The sequence below is a fragment of the Limnoglobus roseus genome (genome assembly GCF_008254045.1).
Taxonomy (GTDB): Bacteria; Planctomycetota; Planctomycetia; order Gemmatales; family Gemmataceae; genus Limnoglobus; species Limnoglobus roseus.
In genome coordinates, this window is record NZ_CP042425.1 from 1,164,847 (window position 1) to 1,182,012 (window position 17,166).

Annotated in this window: 13 protein-coding genes; 7 read left to right on the forward strand and 6 right to left on the reverse strand. The window is 68.0% G+C overall.

The genetic code is table 11. The annotated features are described in order from the left end of the window. Positions 1–50 precede the first annotated feature (50 nt). Both PX52LOC_RS04660 and PX52LOC_RS04665 read left to right on the forward strand, forming a co-directional pair. The gene (locus PX52LOC_RS04660; RefSeq protein WP_168218802.1) at positions 51–1,253 is read left to right on the forward strand and encodes a DUF4331 family protein; all 1,203 of its coding nucleotides are present in this window, start codon (positions 51–53) and stop codon (positions 1,251–1,253) included. 97 nt (positions 1,254–1,350) lie between these two features. Beyond that, a complete protein-coding gene (locus PX52LOC_RS04665; RefSeq protein ID WP_149109000.1) occupies positions 1,351–2,919 on the forward strand; it encodes a tetratricopeptide repeat protein in 1,569 nt (522 codons plus the stop codon). A 180-nt stretch (positions 2,920–3,099) separates the two neighbouring features. Here PX52LOC_RS04665 and PX52LOC_RS04670 read toward each other — a convergent pair whose 3' ends face one another. Continuing rightward, a complete protein-coding gene (locus PX52LOC_RS04670; protein ID WP_149109001.1) occupies positions 3,100–3,549 on the reverse strand; it encodes a hypothetical protein in 450 nt (149 codons plus the stop codon). Then, positions 3,546–4,334 (reverse strand): DUF1559 family PulG-like putative transporter, encoded by a 789-nt coding sequence (locus tag PX52LOC_RS04675; RefSeq protein WP_149109002.1) that lies wholly within the window; start codon positions 4,332–4,334, stop codon positions 3,546–3,548. Before PX52LOC_RS04675 ends, PX52LOC_RS04670 begins: the two co-directional genes overlap by 4 nt. A gap of 215 nt (positions 4,335–4,549) precedes the next feature. Between PX52LOC_RS04675 and PX52LOC_RS04680 the strand changes: the two genes are divergently transcribed. Continuing rightward, positions 4,550–6,640, forward strand: coding sequence for an RNA polymerase sigma factor (locus PX52LOC_RS04680; RefSeq protein WP_149109003.1), 2,091 nt, complete (start codon positions 4,550–4,552; stop codon positions 6,638–6,640). A 9-nt stretch (positions 6,641–6,649) separates the two neighbouring features. On the opposite strand, the gene PX52LOC_RS04685 is transcribed toward PX52LOC_RS04680, so the two are convergent. Continuing rightward, on the reverse strand, positions 6,650–7,930 hold the full coding sequence (locus PX52LOC_RS04685) for a DUF1501 domain-containing protein (protein WP_149109004.1): 1,281 nt from the start codon (positions 7,928–7,930) through the stop codon (positions 6,650–6,652). A gap of 95 nt (positions 7,931–8,025) precedes the next feature. On the opposite strand from PX52LOC_RS04685, the gene PX52LOC_RS04690 reads away from it, so the two are divergent. Further along, positions 8,026–8,768, forward strand: a protein-coding gene (locus PX52LOC_RS04690; RefSeq protein WP_246173654.1) for an IS5 family transposase whose coding sequence is annotated in 2 segments (ribosomal slippage) — positions 8,026–8,331 and positions 8,334–8,768 — 741 coding nt in all. Because the reading frame shifts where the segments join, the coding sequence is not laid out codon by codon here. Positions 8,769–8,844: 76 nt separating this feature from the next. Here PX52LOC_RS04690 and PX52LOC_RS04695 read toward each other — a convergent pair. Further along, positions 8,845–11,148 (reverse strand): hypothetical protein, encoded by a 2,304-nt coding sequence (locus PX52LOC_RS04695; protein ID WP_149109005.1) that lies wholly within the window; start codon positions 11,146–11,148, stop codon positions 8,845–8,847. A gap of 260 nt (positions 11,149–11,408) precedes the next feature. On the opposite strand from PX52LOC_RS04695, the gene PX52LOC_RS40220 reads away from it, so the two are divergent. Further along, entirely contained in the window at positions 11,409–13,076 is a 1,668-nt protein-coding gene (locus PX52LOC_RS40220) for a WD40/YVTN/BNR-like repeat-containing protein (protein WP_168218803.1), read from the forward strand. Between the two features lie 15 nt (positions 13,077–13,091). Here PX52LOC_RS40220 and PX52LOC_RS04705 read toward each other — a convergent pair whose 3' ends face one another. Continuing rightward, a complete protein-coding gene (locus PX52LOC_RS04705) occupies positions 13,092–13,730 on the reverse strand; it encodes an FMN-binding negative transcriptional regulator (protein WP_149109006.1) in 639 nt (212 codons plus the stop codon). A gap of 38 nt (positions 13,731–13,768) precedes the next feature. Continuing rightward, positions 13,769–14,023 (reverse strand): hypothetical protein, encoded by a 255-nt coding sequence (locus tag PX52LOC_RS04710; protein WP_149109007.1) that lies wholly within the window; start codon positions 14,021–14,023, stop codon positions 13,769–13,771. Positions 14,024–14,122: 99 nt separating this feature from the next. Here PX52LOC_RS04710 and PX52LOC_RS04715 point away from each other — a divergent pair, with 99 nt between their 5' ends. Both PX52LOC_RS04715 and PX52LOC_RS04720 read left to right on the forward strand, forming a co-directional pair. Continuing rightward, complete coding sequence (locus PX52LOC_RS04715) at positions 14,123–15,568, forward strand: sensor histidine kinase (RefSeq protein ID WP_149109008.1); 1,446 nt, start codon at positions 14,123–14,125, stop codon at positions 15,566–15,568. Then, entirely contained in the window at positions 15,546–17,006 is a 1,461-nt protein-coding gene (locus PX52LOC_RS04720) for a sigma-54-dependent transcriptional regulator (RefSeq protein ID WP_149109009.1), read from the forward strand. Before PX52LOC_RS04715 ends, PX52LOC_RS04720 begins: the two co-directional genes overlap by 23 nt. The last annotated feature ends 160 nt before the right edge of the window (positions 17,007–17,166 follow it).

Below are 17,166 nucleotides of genomic sequence, written 5' to 3' on the forward strand. Positions count from 1 at the left end.
GGTGTCACAACGGGATGGGTTCCGACTTTTCTTTCATAAGGATGCTTTCGATGGACACGACTACTGCTTCTCCCCGGCGCCGGTGGTTGGGCCGGGCAATCGTCCTGGCCGGCGTCGTGCTGGCCGCCGTTCCGATGGTTTGGCTGTCGGCGGCGGACCACCGCGACGGGCCGATCTTCTCGAACACGGCCGCCAACGGCCGGGCCGACCTCAACGACATTTACATCTTCCAGGCCCCCGGCAACGCCAACAACACCGTCATGGTTTTTGACGTGTCCCCGTTCCCGGGCGGCGGTGGCGGTACGCCGGCGACGTTCGACCCGACGGTGACGTTCGACATCAAACTCGACAACACCGGCGACGCCGTCGAAGACATCACCTTCCGCGTGAACTTCGCCGCGCCCGACGCCAACGGCGTCCAACAGGTGACCCTGAAGGGCCTGCCGTCGACCAAGTTCCCGCCGACGGGCATCCTGGCCACCGGCAAGACCGGGACCAACATCCCCGTGGCCGGCGGCGGCATGTTCCGCGCGGCCATTCAAGACGATCCGTTCTTCTTCGACGCGACCGGCTTCGCCAACTTCGTCGCCGCCGGTACCGTTCCCTTCCCCCGCGCCGTGGGCACGGCCGCGAACTTCTTCGGCCCGGATGGGAACACGCTGTCGATGATCCTGGAAATCCCCACGGCGCGGATTCGCTCCACGCCCGCCAACCCGAACGTGGGCGTGTTCATCACCTCGACCCGCAACAACGTGCAAATCGACCGCATGGGCCGCCCGGCCATCAACACGGCCCTCATCCCGCCGGTCCCCCGGAATAACATGGCCCGCGGCGAGCGCCGCAGCGCGTTCAACGCCGGGCTGCCCCGGAACGACAAGCGGGACTTCCGGGCGGACATGATCTCCGTCCTCACGAGCGTGTACGGCCGCCCGGCCGCCACCGCCGCCGGCCTCGCCGACTTCCTGCTGCCGGACATCCTCACGTTCGACACGAGCAAGGCGTTCACCACCAACTCGACGGACGCCAACGGCTTCCCGAACGGCCGTCGCCTCCGGGACGACGTGATCGACGTGGAGTTGGGCCTCCTCACCGGCAACGGCATCACCACCGACAACGTCTCCGACGACAACGGCGACCGCATCACCGACGGGACGATGCGGGCCAACGGGACGTTCCGCACGATCGCCTTCCCGTACATCGGTGCGCCGAACCTGCCGCTCAACGGGGCCGGGAACTCCTTCCCCCGCCCGTAGACCGTTTCCGCTTGACGATCCGACCGGCCGGGCGGGTGTTCCCCGCCCGGCCGGTTGACTTTCGAATCCTCCACGATTGGCCCCTTGAGAGACTCCCATGAACGCACGACGGTTTCGCACGATCACAGCGGCGGGCTTTTCGGTACTCGTCGTGACGACGGCAATTTGGACCGCCGCCTCTCGGCCGGTGCCCGTGTCCCAACCGACCTCCGCGGCAACCACACCATCTGTACCGGCCGCCGTGGCGGTCGCGCCATCCGTACCGGCCGCCGTGGCGGTCGCGCCATCCGTACCGACCGCCACGGCGGCGGCCACGCCACCCGCGCCACCTGCACCCATCGCCACGGCGGAGAAGCCCCCCGCGCCGACCGTCACGGCGGCGGTCACGCCACCCGTACCAGTCGCCACGGCGGAGAAGCAGCCGGAAGATAAACCGATCCCGGTCCGGCCGGAGACCGGGCCATACCGCCCGTACCAGTTCCTGCTGAGCACGGAGCAGTCGATCGAGATTTACAAGCAGCGGATCAAACGCGACGTGCAGGACCACATGAGCCGTTCGACCCTCGGCGGGTTGTACCTGCGTCAGGCCAAGGAAACGGGCGACCACTCGGCCTACGACCGCGCCGACGAGATGTTCGCGGAGGCGGTGAAGTTGTCGCCGTCCTACGACCAGGCGCAGATCGGCCGCATCGCCGTCGCGAACGCCCGGCACCAGTTCGCCGACGCCCGGAAGCGGGCCGACGCGCTGTACCGGGAGAACCCGGACAGCCCGAGTGCGATCGAAGCCCTAGTCATGCTGGCCGACGCCAACGTCGAACTCGGCCGGTACGACGAAACGGACGTGAACCTCAAGGAACTCGTCGCGAAGGGCGGGGACCCGACGCCCCCGGCGTTCCTGGCCCGAATGTCGCGGATGGCCGAACTCCGCGGTGACATCGAGAAGGCGTTGAAGTTCTTGAAACAAGCCGAAGACGGCGACCGCGAGGACGAGGCGTTGCCGGTCTCGCTGGCGTGGTACCCCTCCCGCCGCGGCGAGATTCTGCTCTCGCAGGGCAAGGCCGACGAGGCGGCCACGGCGTTCGAATCCGCGATCCGGTCCAACCCAGTGTCGCCGGACTTGAAGATCATGCTGGCGAAGGCGCGGATGGCCCAGGGCCGCCCCAAAGACGCGGTGGCGGTTATGGAGGACGTGTTGAAGGTCGACCAGGACATCGACACGTGGTTGCCGTTCGGCCACTACCTGTTGGCGGTCGGCGAGAAGGACCGGGCAGAGGAACAGTTCAAGGCCGCCGACAAGAAGGCCGACGCCGCCGAACCGACCGCCGTCCGCGAACTCATCCTGCACTACTGCGACCTGGGCCGCCGGCTGCCGCGGGCGCTCGAACTGGCGAAGCGCGAGATGACCACCCGCAAGGACGTGTTCAGTTGCGACAGCTACGCCTGGGCGTTGTTCAAGAACGGCAAGGCCGACGAGGCCGAGAAGGCCGCCGACGACGCCCTCCGCCTCGGCACCCGCGACGCGACGCTCTTGTTCCACGCCGGGGTGATCGCTCACAAACTCGGCAAGAAGGACCGGGCGAAGGAACTGCTGGAGAAGGCGCTGGCGATCAACCCGACGTTCTCGGTTGAGCAAGCCGCGGAGGCGAAGAAGTTGCTCGGGAAGTAATTGATGTGATCGGTTGCCGTCTTCCGGGTCGGCAGGCAGTTTACCCCTCACCCGGCCTTCGGCCACCCTCTCCCCAGCGGGGAGAGGGCGTATTTCACTCCCATCTCTTGCCGTGACGGTCCCCCTCTTGCTCCCTCTCCCCGTTGGGAGAGGGAGCAAGAGCGTTTGCCCCAATCAGCGTCACCCCGGCGGGCGGACGGTCCGTCCGAAGGTGGTGGAGAGGACCACGACCCACCCGGTGTCGCCCTTGCGCAAGGTCACGGCGTCCTTGAACCGGTGGCGGTGGACACCCTTGCCCGACAAGGTCACGTGCGCGACCGCCCGGTCCCCGTTTTCTTCACAATCCCCGATGTGTACGGCCTGCGGCTCGAACCCCAACCCGCGGCGGTAGTCCTCGCCCAGGCGGGCGAACTTTTCTGCACTGACGCGCGCCTTCGAGTCGGCCGCGAGGGTGCCGTAGGCTGCCGCCCAGTCCTTGTGGATGATTCCTTCGAAGTAGGCTTGGGCCGCCGCCTTCGCGCCGGTTTCCACCGGCGCGGCCGGGGGCGGTTGGCCGCACCCGACCATCCCGGCGAGCGCTGCCACCGCGAGAATGCGGCCGCCCCACTGCGCGACATGTGTTCCGCTCACGGGTAGCTCCCGTCGGCGGTGAGGACTTGCTTGTCCGGGTACATGTCCACGACGGCCGCGTCCCACGTCAGGGTGGCGGCGTGCCCGTCCAGGTACAGGTAGTTCGCCACCTGGGTGTGCCGCGTGTGCGCCATCCAGGGCTTGAGAATCCCGGTGCCGAGCCAGATGTCGTAATCATCCTGCCGCGGGTCTTCGTCGTCAGCCACGTTGAACACGGCCGCGTTCCGCTCGTTGAAGCAGATGAACTGACTCGTGCCGACCTCGTTGACGAACCGCATCAGCGTCCACTGCCCGTACCGCCGGGACTTGTGACTGAGCAGCGAGTTCATCAGGTAGCTCGCCCGGTGTTCGACGCCGTCGACCATGCCCGTGTCCGGGTCGATGAACGGCTTTCGTTCCGACAAGTCCGCCGGGCAGCGGTAAATTTGCTCGCTGGGCAGGACAATGCCCTGCCGCGACAGGTTCTCGTTCGCCTCCTGGGTGCCGCCGATGAACGGCATGATCTTGTCCTCCCAGTAAATCTCGGCGAACGAGTTCGAGTGGGCGGTGTTCGCGACCACGTCGGCGTCGAACGGGTGGTGCAGGAAGAACTGCCCGTTCGTGACTTCGTAGTACTGGTGGACGGCCAACCCGATCTGCCGGAGGTTGTTCTGACACTGCGCCCGCGCGGCCGCCGCGCGAACCTTCTGGACCGCGGGCAGGAGCAAGCCGATCAGGATCGCGATAATGGCGATCACGACGAGCAATTCGATGAGCGTGAACGCTGAGCGACGGTGTCGATCCATGAAGCATTCTCCCGGAGATGAGAACGGGATCATTCATACCAACCAATTCAACGGCAAGCTAGAAAATTCCGGCAAGATAGGAAGAACCGGCACAGACAGCCCAGATTCTCGGACGAGCGCCTTCCCCAGAATTTGCCGCGGCGGACTAAAAAGTCTTCGTCGCGCGCGACGCGCCGACGCGCCCCGCGGCACAGCCTTGTGAGGAACCTTCCCGCATGACCGCGAACCGCACGGCCCACGCTTTCGCTCGCCTTCGGCCCACGCCGGACGAACCCGACGCGGAGTTGCTGCGGCGGTACGCCGCCGCCCGCGACGCCGGCGCGTTCGAGGCGATCGTCCGCCGGCACGCGGCACTCGTGTTCGCGGCCTGCCGCCGCGTCACCGGCCACGCGCACGACGCCGAGGACGCCTTTCAAGCGGTGTTCCTCGTCCTGGCCCGCAACGCCGGGTCGGTCCGCGAACCGCACCTGTTGGCGTCATGGCTGTACGGCGTGGCGGTGCGGGTCGGGCGGAAGGCCCGGGCGCGGTCGCCGCAGCGGCGGGAAGAATCGAGGGCGACCGTGCCGGAACCGCTGACACCGCCGCCGGGCGATTGGGCCGACGTGGGGCCGGTGATCGACGAGGAACTCGCCGGCCTGCCCGCGTGGTACCGGCAAGCGGTCCTCCTGTGCGACGTACAGCAGCAATCGCGGACCGAGGCGGCCGCGCGGCTCGGGGTTCCCGAGGGGACACTGAGCAGCCGGCTGGCGAAAGGCCGCAAGTTGCTGGCCGGCCGCCTCGCCCGCCGCGGCGTGACGCTTGCCCTGCCGGCCCTGGCTTCGATCGCGACGGCGGCCGTGCCGGAACTGCTCATCCGGCAGACGCTCGAAACCGTGGCCGTTGGGGCGGCCGGCGGATTTGTTGGACCTTCTATCTCCGAACTGGCCCGCGAGGGAATAACCGTGGTGCGAAAACTTCTCTTCCTGAGTGGCGGCGTGATCGCTGCCACCGCCCTCGGTGTCGGCTTGGCCGGCGACCCCGTGAAGCCGCCGGCGGCCGACCCCCAACCTCTCACCGCAAAGCCAGCCGCCGCGATCGCCGACGCGCCGAAGACGGAAGCCCGAGTCGGCCCGCCGCGGCAGCGGGGGATCGTGAACGTCGCGCAACTGTTGCAGTCGGTCCGGTGGTCCGCCGACGGCAAGCGGTTGCTGCTGACCGGCTCCTATCCCACGCCGTTCCCCGCGCAGTTCGACGTGCCGTCATACGCCGTCAAGGTAATCCCCGTCGCCCCTGAAGGATTGCAACCGCCCGCAGGCGCGGCTTGGTCGCCGGTCCGCGGTGATATCATCGGCCCCGACTCGGCCGACCCGCTCGGGGTGATCGTTCACGTGAAGGAGGAAGGCGGGATCAACGTCCGCAACGAACTCGTCCGCTATCAACTGCCGTCGGACGGGAAGGGCGGCGTGAAGACGATCAGCCGGGTCGACCTGGCGGACGACGTGCTGTCCAGCGCACAACTGCCACCGGACGGCCGACAGGCGGTGATGATCGCGGTCGACGAAGCCACGGGAATGGCGGAGATTCGGGAGATCGACCCGGCGACCGGCCGGACGACGCGGGTGGTCTTCCGCACGCCCGAAGATTACTGGGCGATGAGCGGGAACGGGGCGGCGATCGTCACCGTGGTCCACAACCGGGGCGAGCCCACGGCCGAGCACCCCGGCCGTGGGGCCACCGTGCGGGAAGTTCACGTCTGGGACGCGGCCGCAAACAAGCAGCGGTGCGCGTGGAAGGTGACGAACGCGGCGGAAGTCGTATCGGTCGTGCCGAGCCACGACGGGAAGGCCCTCGCGATCGTCGACTTGGGGGTCACCATTCTGGACACGCTCACCGGCAAGGAGGTGCGGCGGTACGAACCGGCCGCCGGCCGCAGCACGTCGGGTGTGTACCTGTCGCACGACGGCCGCCTGACGGTTATCAGCGAAGTGCGGCTCCCCACACCACAGCCCGGAGCGGCCGGAGCGGCCGGGCCGGGCGGAGGGCCGCCGGGGGCGATGCTAGGCTACGGCGACACGCCCCCGGTACGCCGCACCCCGCAGTTCGTGACCGTCTACGACAACGCCACCGGCAAGCCGATCAAGAAATGGGAGACGGGCAACGGCGTCGAGCTCGCGTTCGCCCCGGACCGGGCGACGCTGGCAGTTTTGGAGTGGCCGCCATCCACGCCCGCCCGGGGTTCAGCGCCCGGCATGCCGGGCGGCGGTGGAATACCCGGGGGGAGCGACGAAGCGATCGCGCGGTTGGGCCTCTGGGACTTCGGAAAGTGACCGGGGCGATCAGCCCCAGAAGCCGGTGAGCCGTTCCTTCTCGGCCACGCCGAGGGGGAACTTCTTGCTCATCGGGTGGTCGGCGATGCCGGCGAACGCGCGCAGAGCTTCGTGAACGTGTTCCGGCCGCACGCGGACGCCCTTCTCCTTGTCGACCTTCAACGCCTTCGGGTCGAACGGCACGGCAAACTGCTTCTCGTCAGTGGCCCCGAGCACGCGGTTCCCCTTGATGCCGCGGCCGAGGAACTGGATCGAGCCGATCGACCAATGGTCCTTGCCGTTCCCCCCGTTGTACGTCGGCGTGCGGCCCATCTCGCTCTGCACGATCACGACGAGCTGTTCCCGAATCTTCAACTCTTCGGCCCGCCGGAAGAAGTACGCGATGCCGGCCAGGAACTCGGGGATGAGCTTCATCTGATCGGCGTCGTTGTTCGCGTGGCTGTCGAACTGCCCGATGCTGAGGTTCGCGGACACGCAGACGCCCGCCTTGAACGACGCCAGCGCGATCTCAGCTTGCTGCGACATCCGCTCTTTCGGCGTCGTCTTCGGGATATATTGCGTGACGCGCTCGAGTGCCTTCGAGTTGACCTGGGCGGCGTAGAGCATGTTCTCGCCGCGCTCCTCGCGCGGCAGTCGCGGCGCGGCCGCGCGCGACTCCTGCTGATCCTTCAAGGCGGCTTCAATGCGGTCGAGCGCGAACTTGTCGTGGTAGGGTGAGCGAAGGTTCCCCTCGACGGCATCGGCGTTGGCGATCTTCTGGAGCGAAGGCAGGTACGGCACGCGGGACATGGCCACGAGGTTGCCGGTGGCCGAGTAGTTGCCGAACGTGAGGAACGCCAGCGGGCAGTCCGGCCCCCGACACGCCGCGACGAGGGCCGCGAACGTCGGGTACGCCAGGCTGTCGAGCTTGCCGGTGGCCATGTACCGGGCACCCGGCGAGTGGTTGTTCACCGAGTAGTCGAGCCCGTTGAACGTGAGCAACTCGCTGCCGTGAGCGGCGTAGAAGTCCTCATTCGTCATCCCGCCCTTCGCGCTCTTGGCCGTCGGCGCGAAGGCGTGTGCCCCCTTCGTGAGGATGTCGCCGTCCTTGTAGAGGCGGTTGATCCCGTTGGTGCCCTTCGGGTCCATGAGGTATGTCGTGTCCCACCCGCCGGAGGCGTTGAAGACGACGTAGTACGGCCCGCCGTAAGGTTCGTCCTTCGGCTTCGCGGTGGCCGTGCCCGGGTGAACGAACGGTACGGCGAACCCGAGGCCGGCGAACCCGCAGAGTTTGAGGAAGTCGCGTCGCATGGAGAAGCCTCTTGGCGAGCCGAGCACAGTAGGTTGTGTGGACAGTAGTGGCGGTCGGTCGCATAACGGCCTCGACTCCCTCGGAGGCGGCTGGCATGCGACGGCATGAACTCTCGGACGCAGACTGGGCGGCGGTGCGGCCGCTGCTCCCGGCCCGCGGGCCGGCCGGCGGGGACCACCGGGCGTTCGTCAACGCCGTCCTGTACGTCCTGCGGACCGGCGTCCCGTGGCGGGACCTGCCACCGCGGTTCGGCAACTGGAACTCGGTCTGGCGGCGGTTCCGGCGGTGGTCGGCGGCCGGCGTGTGGGGGCGAGTGCTCGAGGCCGTCCGCGACCCGGACGTGTCCACCCTCATCCTCGACTCGACCGTCGTCCGGGCCCACCCGCACGCCGCCGGGGCGGAAAAAAAGCGGGCGGCCAGGCCGTCGGCCGCAGCCCCGGCGGGTTCGGCACCAAGGTCCACGCGGCCGTGACCGGCCGCGGCCACCCGGTCGCCCTGTTGCTCACGCCCGGCCAAGCCGGGGACGGGCCGCGGGCGGCCGCCCTGCTGGCCGGCCACCGGCCACGGGTGGTCATCGCCGATCGCGGGTACGACAGCGACGCCCTCCGTCGGCTGGTCCGCCGGCTGCGGGCCAAGGCCGTCATCCGCCCGCTCGGGTGCCGCCGCCGGCGGGTGCGGTACGACCGCCGGGTGTATCGCACCCGCAACGTCGTCGAGCGGTTCTGGGCCCGGGTCAAGCAGTGCCGGCGGGTGGCCACCCGGTACGACAAGCTCGACCAGTGCTACCTCGGGTTCGTACACTTGGCCTCCGCCCTGGATGTCCTGAGGCACCCGTGACTGTCCACACGACCTAAGGTGCCGGGTGAGTATCAGTGGCATTCACCCGGCACCTCACGGTGCTCGGCTCGCCCGGTCACTCGTACAGGAACTCTTGCCGCCGCAGCAGGTACGTCACGACGGCCCGCCACGCGCGGACGGTGTAGTGTGGATCGTCGCCCGCCACGCCTTGGCGGCAGGAATACGCTTCGTGCTTGTCGAAGCCCTTCTGCTCCTTCGCGTCGGCCAAGACGTCGGCGAACAACTTAAACGTGCGGTCCACCTCGGCCGAGTCGGGTTTGTCGTGCCGGCCGAGGATGCGCTCGTGAAGGTGGACGATGGCCGCGCGAATCTTCTTGTCGCCGTCATCGGAGCCGGGCAGCACGTCCGGTTCGATGCCGGGGAAAAGTTTGCGGTCGGGCGCGGGGCGTGCGAAGTCGCGGGCCACGTTCTTGCACGCCACGTCGTTCGACAGGATGCGCTGAATCGCGCCGATCGCCCCGCTCGGGTCCGATGCCCGCTCCGTCACTTCCTGCGAGTCGATGCCGCCGTAGAGCTTCGCGAGTTCGCCTTCCAGGCGGTTCCACCGTTGGCCGAAGATCGCGCCAACCTTCCGCTCCATCTGTTCTGGTGACAGCATCCGCACCAACCCTACGTCGTCGAGTTCGGCCCGCCGCTTCGGGTCGCGCGGCGACATGGCCAGTCCGTCCACGCGGTAGAAGTCGGAGGCGACCCACTCTTGAATCGCGACCTTGAAGTTGAAGTTCGCCTTCGCGAACCGCCCGGCGATCGTCTCGACCTGCCGGCGTTGCTCGTGGTAAGCCCGGTACTTCGCGGCGAACAGCGGGTCGTCCAAATCCTTCGGCGGCAGTAACACCTTGCGGCCGGTCAGCAGATAGTAAGCGTGCTCGACCATCGCGACGGCGAACCGCGGGTCGTTCGCCGTGCGGTCGCCGAGCCACGCGAGCGCCCGCCATCGCTGGTTCGCGGGCAAGTCCTCGCCCTCGAAGCCGGCCGCGAACATGTCCTTGAACCACCCGCCCTTCCGCTTGCCATAGAGGCTGAAGTTCGCGTCGAACCGCCAGTAGTCTTGAAACAAGCTGGCCACCGGGTCGAGCGTCTTGTGGCAGACGACGCACTCGGCCGCCTCCATCGTCGGCACCTTGAACTTCGCCTGGGCCGCCGCGGCGTCCGACACGCGGGCGGCGAGTTCCAGCACGTCCACGCCGAGGAAGTGCTGGTAGTACATCCGCGCCCGCAGGCGGTTGCGGTTCGTCTCTGTCGTTGGGTAACGGGCCAAATATTGGAACGTGCTCAGCAGCCCGGCGTGCGGGTAGAAGCCGGTGGCCGAGTCCTGGTTCTCCGACTTGTTCCGCCCGGCGAGCGCCTTCAACGTCACCGGGACGTACTCGAACGGGTCGTCCGGGTTCTTGAACTGGGCTTTCACCTGCTCGAAGATGCCGTACCCGCGGGCCGTGTACGGCGACACCATGATGTAGTCGCCCGTCACGATCTCGGTGAACGGCCGGTCGTTGCGGACGATGTGCTCGATCATCTTCATCGGCTCGCCGAGGAGGGCCTTGCGGTAATCGTTGGCGAGCTTGTACCCGGCCTGGCGGCGTTCCTTCTCGTCCTTGATGGCGCTCAGATCGTGCTTCTGATACCAGAGCCGGGATTTCTCGAAGTGCTCGTAGGACAGCGTCGCCGTCTCGGCGTTGTCGCTGAGGCCGACCGTCAGGAAGATGTCGTTGAAGCCTTCGCGGAGGCGGTCGTAGAAGGCGTCTTCCTTCATCACGGCGTCGAGGATCGCAGGGATGGCCTTCATGCCGTCGCGCTCGGTCGCCCGCAACTCGGCGTCGGTCGGCAGTCGCCCGGCCAATGACAGCGTGACGCGGCGAAGGAGGCGGCGGGGTTCGGCCATCACGACACCGTCGAAGAACGGCGGGGCTTTCGGGTCGAGCGTCGGCGGGGCTGGGGCGACGGACAGCCGCGTGACGAACTTGGCGAGAATCTGATACCCCGCGGAGTCGGCCTTGAAAACCTCCTCGCCGCCGTGGCGGAGGTCGCCGCGGACCTTGAGCAACAGCCGCGACTGATCCTTCTCCTTCCGCTCGGCCATTCGCACGAAGGCGTCGCGGTTGTGCTTCAGTGCGTCGTCGCGTTCGCGGCCCTGACTCTTCGCGGGGTCTTGCAGCACGAACTTGCTCTCCTCGGCATCGCCCCCCTTCTTGTGGCACGTCAGGCACTTCTGCGCGCCGACCTTCGCCCAGACTTCGTCCTTGAAGAAGTCATCGACCGGCCGCGCACACGCCACCCCCGCGTAGGGCTTTTCGTCGCCGCAGGCCGGACCAGCCAACACGGTTGCGAGAGCGAGGACGACACCACAGAGACGCGCGGACATGGCGAATGATCTCGGGGCAGGGGGAACGTTACAGCGTTCGCGGATCGACCGGTCCGTCGTGGGCCGTGGGATGGCGGGAGTTCGACTGCACCACTGTAACCGATGAGAACACTCCTCCGCCATGCGATTTTTTGATCGCCGGCCGCCGCACGTCGCGATCGCCGCGACGAGTTGACCTGTTTAGGCCATTGGAACCGGCACCGTCGGCGGCGAGAATCTCCTTCGAGCGACGGCCCCTCTCACGTCCCCGGAGTCCGGTCATGTCCCCGTTCCAGCGCGTCGTCCAAATCCTCGACACGTCCGTCGGCGGTCCGACGGCGGGCGTCGGCTTCCCGCACGGGCCGTTCTGGCGCGGCGCGACCCGCGATCAGTTCGTCGTCCTGAAGGTGCGAACGCTCGACCTGATTACCCTCGGGAACGGGGCGGGGTCGAACCTGATCAAATCCCTGAAGGGGGAAGCCCCATTCGGGGCCGACCTCGACAACCCGCCGGCCGGTGCCCGCTTCAGCCGGATGCCCGCAGGTTTGCCACCGGTGCCGGACGCGGACATCGCGTTCATCGAGCAGTGGATCGACGCCGGCTGCCCGGACGCCGAGTCGGGCGGCAAGCCGCCGGGCGGAACGACGCCGACCGGCCCGGCCGCGGCGCTCCACTGGCGGCCGACGAACGCCCCGGTCGCCAGTTCCCGGACCGACGACATCTGGTTCACCGACCCGAACACCGGGTGGGCGGTCAACAGCAACGGCCAGATCGTTCACACGGCCGACGGCGGGAACGCCTGGGCCGAGCAACTGCACGACGCGGACGTGTACTTCCGCTGCATCGGGCTGGCTTCGCCAACCCGCGGGTGGGCCGGCACGCTGACGCCGGGCAAGTTGCTGTACGAGACCCGCGACGGCAGCACCTGGACGCCCGTGTCGAACCTGCCGCCGCTCGCCCCGCCGGCCGTGTGCGGGCTGTCGGTGGTCAGCGATCAGGTCGTTTACCTGGCAGGAACGAACTTCCCCAATCGTCCGCCGCGGATGGCGAAGACGGCCGACGGCGGCACCACCTGGACGGCGTGGGACATGCGGCCGTGGGCGTCCATCTTGATCGACACATACTTCACCACCCCGGACCGCGGGTGGGTGGTCGGCGGCAAGACCGACGAGCCGATCGCCACGCGGAACAACGTCAAGGCCGTGGTGCTGTTCACCGAGGACGGCGGCCGGACGTGGGTGAACCGGGCGGCCGACATCGCGGCCCAACTGCCGAAGGGCGAGTGGGGCTGGAAGATTCAGTTCCTCACCGACCGGATCGGGTTCGTGTCGCTGGAGAACTTCGGCGCCGGGGCGATCCTCAAGACGACCGACGGCGGCCTGACGTGGGTTCGCCTCCCCGTGAACGACCCGCAGGGGAACGCGAACCTCGAAGGCGTCGGGTTCGTTGATGAGAACCACGGGTGGGTCGGCGGGTGGGGCGACGCACTGTTCCAGAAGCTGTCGACCAGTGAAACCACCGACGGCGGTCAGACCTGGCGGGACGCGAACGAGGTCGGCAAGGCGCTCAACCGCTTCCGGTTCTTCGGCTCGCCCGTGACCGTCGGCTACGCCTCCGGGCAGACGGTGTACAAGTACACGTCCGAGCCGGTCGCCCCGCGGGCCGCCGTCGCACCGCCGGCGGGCTTGTTGGCCGATCACCAGCCGAAGCGGGTGGCCGGCCCGCTGCAACTTCCCGTCACCGTCCCGGCGGGCACGCGGCGGTTGAGCGCCCGCGTGTGGGACCGCTTCGGCGATCCCGTCGCCATGCCGGTGGACGAACCCAACCCGGCGGCGGGGCCGCGAACCGTCGCGTGGGACTGTGGCGGGCACGACCCCGGGTACTACATCGTCCGCGTCACCGTGGACGGCACGTCCGAGAGCCAACTCGTTCGCGTCGAACCGGCGTGACCCGCGGCGTCCCGCCTATCGCCCTGACGGTGGGCGGTCAGCCAAGTTCGCTTCCATCATCTCGGCTACCCCGAGGGCGTCTTCGCCGCCCTGTTCTCGTAAGGCCCGGGCCACCTTCTGTTGTCGCTCGGCGGGGTGGTTCTGGTTCAACTTGAACTTGCCCTCCAGCCGCTCAATCTCGATTCGGAAACCCACGATCTGGGCCAACATCTTGTCGAGGAAAGCCGGCGGTTCGTCCAGCACCCACGGCCGGGGCATCGACCGTTCGTAGACCGCGACCGATTGTTGAAGAATGCCCAGCAACGTCGCCCGGTCTTCGATCAACTGCGGCCGGCCGTAGGCGTGGACGGCGGTGTAGTTCCACGTCGGCACGACGGCTTCCGCCTCGTACCACGTCGGCGAGATGTAGGCGTGCGGCCCGGAGAAGACGGCGAGAGCCAGCTGGCGTTCGAGTTCCCGCCAATGCGGGTTCGCCCGGGCCAGGTGGCCGATCAGCGTTCCATGCGGCCCGGCGGTTCGGTCCAGCAGGAAGGGCAAGTGCGTCGCGAACGATTCGCCGCCGACGTTCGAGACGAGCAGCCCGAAGCTGTGCCGCGCGATGAAGGCGTGCAGGGTGTCGAGTTCCGGCACCGCGAAGGAAGACGGGACGTACATGAAGGACCGGGTTGGAGAAAGAGAGACGGACGGGCGGGTCACGCGCCAGGTTCGCTCGGGACCGCGATGAACCCCTCGCCCGCCCGGACGAGGATCGGTTCCGCCAGCGTCACCCACCCACCGTCACCCGTCACGGCCGTGGTGATGAGGTCGAGCCGCCCGCCGGTTTCGGGGTTGAGCCGGTAGACGGCGATCGACCGCCCAGTCTCCACGCCTTCCAGGTGGAAGCGCGGGATCATGCGATCTTCGGCGAAGCGGAACGTGAAGTCGCGGTCGCGGTGGAGCGGGATCATCGCGTTCATCATATCGTCGCGGCCGCGGTGGGGAGGGCGGCCGTCCTACAATGTCCACCCCGGTGTGGGAACGACTTCGCGAGTGTGGAGACGCGAGAGATGCCCATCCGCAGTTACCCGTTGCGCGTCCTGATCTTGTCGGGCACGTCGTGCTTCCTGTTGCTGGTGCTCTGCGGGTCGGTCGCGGTGTACCTCAACCGCGAACAGGGGTTGACCGTCGCGGCGCTCCAGGAGGACATCTTCAGCCGCGGGGTGGCGACCAACCTGGAGACGCACGCCAACCGCCTGGCCACCCTGCACGACCGGCGGGCGCGGGAGGTCGAACCGTTGCACGAACAGGTGCGGGCGGATCTTGCCGAGATGGCCCGCCTCGCGGACAAGGACGAGGAAGTGAAACTGGCCGCCCGCGTGGCCGAGTTGTTCGAAGAGTACCTTCGCCTCTGGCGGGAAGGCCGGGTGCCGCCGGCCGAGTTGGCCCTCTTCCTCCGCGAGCGGGTGGTGGTGTCGGCCGAGGAACTGCGGGTCTACAACGGGAGCGAACTCAAGCAGTCGGAAGAAGATCACCGCCGCTCCCTGCAACGGATGGCGTGGGGGCTGGTCGCGGTCGGCGGCCTCGGGTCGGTCGCCGGCCTCGTGTTGGGGTACGGGTTGGCCCGCAGTCTCCGCCGGACGATCCACCAATTCCTGGTGCGGGTCCAGGGGGCGTCCGAGATGCTCGGGCAGGAAATTCCCCCCATCGAGTGGGAGCGAAGCGGCGAACCCCTTCGCGACGGCAGCGACGACTTGCTCGTGCGCGTCGAACAGGTCGTCACGAAGTTGCACCAGCGGGAGCGGGAAGTCCGCCGGGCCGAACGGCTGGCCGCCGTCGGGCAGTTGGCCGCCGGGATGGCGCACGAGATTCGCAACCCGCTCACGTCGGTCATTCTGCTCATCGAGACGGCCCGCCGCGACCGCACCGCCGGCGGGCTGACCGAGGAAGACTTCACGCTGATCGAAGGGGAACTGCACCGGATCGAACAGTCGTTGCAACAGTTCCTCGACTACGCCCGGCCGCCGGAACTGCGGCGGGCGAACGTGCGGCCGTCCGAGATCGTGCGGACCGCCCTGGCCCTCGCCCGCGGTCGGATCGAGCAACAGCGGGTGGACGTGCGGTTCGACGCGGGGGAAGACCTGGTGATCGAGGCCGACGCCGACCAACTGCGGCAGGTCGTGTTAAACTTGCTCCTCAACGCGCTCGACGTGATGCCGCACGGCGGAACCCTGAGCCTGGGCGTGAAGTCGCGGCCGGACTGGGGTACAATCGAATTGGCCGTGAGCGACACCGGCCCCGGCATCCGGGCCGACATCCTCCCGCGGTTGTTCGAGCCGTTCCTGACGGCGAAGGAAACCGGCCTGGGTCTGGGCTTGGTGGTGTCGCGGCGGATCGTCGAGGACCACCACGGCACGCTCACCGGCTCGAACCGCCCCGAGGGGGGCGCGTGCTTCGTCGTTCAACTACCCGTTCCCACCGACCGGAGCGCCGATGCCCAACCTCCTCGTGATTGACGACGAACCGGTCATCCAGCACGCGGTTCGCAAGGCGTTCCACCCGCCGGAGTACGCCACGGCGTCGGCCGTGACCGCCGTCGACGGCCTGCGCCAACTGGCGGCCGACCCGCCGGACGTGGTGATCCTCGACGTTCACCTACCGGACGCCGACGGGCTGAAGGCATTCGACCAGGTCAAGGCGGTCAACCACCGCGTGCCGATCATCCTCGTCACCGGCCACGGCACGACGGAACTCGCCATCGAGGCGATGAAGCGCGGGGCGTTCGACTACCTCCTGAAGCCCCTGCGATACGACCAGTTGAAGGAGGCCGTGGACAAGGCGTGCGCGTCCAGCCGGCTGATGACCGTGCCGGCCGTGGTCGCCGACGCGGGTACGGTGCCGCCGCAGGCTGATGCGCTGGTCGGCCGCAGCGAGGCGATGCAGGCGGTGTACAAGGCCATCGGCCGGGTCGCCGACACCGACACGACGGTGCTCATCCTCGGCGAGAGCGGCACCGGCAAGGAACTCGTCGCCCGGGCGGTGTACCAGCACTCGCGGCGGAGCCGACAGCCGTTCCTGGCGATCAACTGCGGGGCAATCCCGGAGAACCTGATCGAGAGCGAACTGTTCGGCCACGAGAAAGGGGCGTTCAGCGGAGCCGAGCGGAAGCGGATCGGTAAGTTCGAACAGTGCCGCGGCGGGACGATCTTCCTCGACGAAGTCGGCGAGATGCCGCTACTGGCCCAGGTGAAGTTGTTGCGGCTGTTGCAGGAACAATCATTCGAGCGGGTCGGCGGGAACGAGACGGTCACCACCGACGTGCGGGTCATCGCGGCGACGAACGCCGACCTGGACAAGCACGTCGCCGCCGGCCGGTTTCGGGCCGACCTGTACTTCCGGCTGAACGTCTTCCCGATTAACTTGCCGCCGCTGCGGGACCGCGGTGCCGACCTCGACCTGCTGATCGACTTCTACGTCGGCCGGTACGCCGCCGAGTTCCACAGAGCGGTGGCCGTCGCGCCGGACGAAACGCGGGCCGCACTCCGCGCGTACCGCTGGCCGGGGAACATTCGCGAGTTACAGAGCGTACTGAAGCAAGCGATCCTCCACTCCGGCGGCGCGATCCTGCTCCCCGGCGACCTGTCGATCTCGGCCGGGGCGACTCCGCTGGCATCGCCGACCGAAGCGGGTCCCGCCTCGGCCGACGCCCGGGAACGGGTCTGGGATCAGTACGTCGCCACCCGGCTGGATTCGAACTCGAACAACGTCTACGCCGAGTGCCTGGAGCATCTGGAACGAGAACTGCTTACCCGCACCCTTCAGCGGACCGGCGGCAACCAACTCCGGGCGGCGGAACGGCTCGGAATCACCCGCGGCAGCCTGCGGTTCAAGCTCAAATCTCTCGGCATTACCATCGAAAAGAGCGTCTGGTCGGACGACGACACCACTGATTAGCCGCCGGCCACCGGCCTGATCGCCGCCCGCCCACGTCCGATCGTTCGCGGCCGGCGGGCGCGAATTCCTGCGATAATTCGCACTTTTCGGCTCATTCGCTGGTTCGAAATCGTTCGGCACACCCTTTGCGTCTCTCCCTTTCGTTAATGGCTCCGGCATG

Bases quoted from the DNA above. Each gene is read 5' to 3' on its own strand.
- PX52LOC_RS04715 (WP_149109008.1), top strand. From the start codon at position 14,123: ATGCCCATCCGCAGTTACCCGTTGCGCGTCCTGATCTTGTCGGGCACG.
- PX52LOC_RS04720 (WP_149109009.1), top strand. From the start codon at position 15,546: ATGCCCAACCTCCTCGTGATTGACGACGAACCGGTCATCCAGCACGCG.
- PX52LOC_RS04710 (WP_149109007.1), bottom strand. From the start codon at position 14,023: ATGATCCCGCTCCACCGCGACCGCGACTTCACGTTCCGCTTCGCCGAA.
- PX52LOC_RS04705 (WP_149109006.1), bottom strand. From the start codon at position 13,730: ATGTACGTCCCGTCTTCCTTCGCGGTGCCGGAACTCGACACCCTGCAC.
- PX52LOC_RS04675 (WP_149109002.1), bottom strand. From the start codon at position 4,334: ATGGATCGACACCGTCGCTCAGCGTTCACGCTCATCGAATTGCTCGTC.
- PX52LOC_RS04665 (WP_149109000.1), top strand. From the start codon at position 1,351: ATGAACGCACGACGGTTTCGCACGATCACAGCGGCGGGCTTTTCGGTA.
- PX52LOC_RS40220 (WP_168218803.1), top strand. From the start codon at position 11,409: ATGTCCCCGTTCCAGCGCGTCGTCCAAATCCTCGACACGTCCGTCGGC.
- PX52LOC_RS04685 (WP_149109004.1), bottom strand. From the start codon at position 7,930: ATGCGACGCGACTTCCTCAAACTCTGCGGGTTCGCCGGCCTCGGGTTC.
- PX52LOC_RS04660 (WP_168218802.1), top strand. From the start codon at position 51: ATGGACACGACTACTGCTTCTCCCCGGCGCCGGTGGTTGGGCCGGGCA.
- PX52LOC_RS04680 (WP_149109003.1), top strand. From the start codon at position 4,550: ATGACCGCGAACCGCACGGCCCACGCTTTCGCTCGCCTTCGGCCCACG.
- PX52LOC_RS04695 (WP_149109005.1), bottom strand. From the start codon at position 11,148: ATGTCCGCGCGTCTCTGTGGTGTCGTCCTCGCTCTCGCAACCGTGTTG.